Source organism: Vibrio sp. Vb1337, from assembly GCF_033338715.1.
GTDB classification, from domain to species: Bacteria; Pseudomonadota; Gammaproteobacteria; order Enterobacterales; family Vibrionaceae; genus Vibrio; species Vibrio alginolyticus.
Genome location: NZ_JAWOTD010000106.1, coordinates 1 through 1384, shown reverse-complemented (window position 1 = coordinate 1384; position 1384 = coordinate 1). Strand labels below are relative to the sequence as shown.

Here is a 1384-nt window from a genome sequence, read left to right as displayed (position 1 = left end):
GCGGCGCGCGACTCTTCCGACGAGCCGTTTACCGCTTCTCTGTCTGAGCACTGGCTCAGCACTCACGCCTAAGGTTTCAACGAGGAATAAAGGTTATGACCAAACAGCAACTTATTACCGTGTTTATCATGATGATCATCACCAGCGCCCTCGTTTCGGCCGCCACCATCATGGGTGGTATGTGGTATCTCAATAAACAGGCACAAGATTCAGGTGAAACCAGCTCACTGCTTGAGAACTCTCCTTTGTCTTTTCTTGTGACTGAACAACCAACCAGCAAAGGCCCAAGCTTTCACCCTCTAGACAAAGTTGTGCTGAGCATTAAAGGCAAGAAACAGACGCACTTTGTCATGCTAGAGCTGGCTATTGAGACGCGTCGACCAGAACGTATTAAAGACATCGATAACTACATGCCAATGGTTCAAAACTCGCTTTTGAAGCTGTTTAGCGACAAAACTTTCGATGAACTGCAACAGACAGGCGCGATCGATATTCTGCAAAACGAAGTGAAGCAAACGCTGTTGGTAGCCTTTGCGAAGACTGACATCGTGCGTGATATCGATGATGTACTGCTGACGAAATACGTTGTGCAATAACGGAGCACAACCATGTTAGACATGAACCCTCAAGAAACGTACACCGCACCAGAGGAAGTGAACACACCATCACGCCCGATTGATGAAAACGCACTTTTGCAACGTCATCAAGTGATGGTGAAACGCGTAGTTAACCAACTTCGCGTTCATGCCACTTCCCATTGCAGTATCGAAGATATGCAGCAAATTGGTCTTATCGCGCTGGTTGAAGCAGGACGTCGTTATGGAGACATTGACGATACTCACTTCCCGGCATTTGCGGTTTGCCGCGTACGTGGCGCGATCTTAGATGAGCTGCGCCGTTTAGACTGGCGCTCACGTAAGACACGTCAGCAAGCCCATGAGCTTAACGACGTCACTCGTGACCTCACCCGCTCGTTAGGTCGCATGCCAACGGCCTCAGAAATCATCAAAGCTCTCGGCACCGACGAGCAAGATTATTACAACCGTCAAAACGCGGCGCTTGCAGGTGAAATGCAAAGTCTCGATCAACTGATGGAAAACAGCACCGACAGCCACTTTGGTGGGCAATACGACGGCATGGAGCACGAGCACATTCGTCGTAGCTTAGACAGCGCACTAGGCCGACTGTCAAAGCGAGATCAATTGCTACTGACGCTGTTTTATCAACACGAACTCAATTTACACGAAATAGCCCTCGTCTTGGATCTGACGCCACCTCGAATTTGTCAGCTTCATAAACAAGCGCTGAAACAACTCAACCAATTAATGTCCTCTTAGGAGTCACAAGATGCAAAAGTTTTTAGGAGTCCTCACTATCCTTGTGT

The 1384-nt window shown here is 48.6% G+C and carries 2 protein-coding genes; both read left to right on the top strand.

Annotated features, from left to right (window positions below):
- The first annotated feature begins 95 nt into the window (after window positions 1-95).
- A complete protein-coding gene (gene fliL, locus R7E42_RS24255) occupies window positions 96-596 on the top strand; it encodes a flagellar basal body-associated FliL family protein (protein WP_318073126.1) in 501 nt (166 codons plus the stop codon).
- 12 nt (window positions 597-608) lie between these two features.
- Window positions 609-1337: a lateral flagellar system RNA polymerase sigma factor LafS gene (lafS, locus tag R7E42_RS24250; RefSeq protein WP_318073125.1), complete on the top strand. Its 729-nt coding sequence runs from the start codon at window positions 609-611 to the stop codon at window positions 1335-1337.
- Window positions 1338-1384 lie beyond the last annotated feature (47 nt).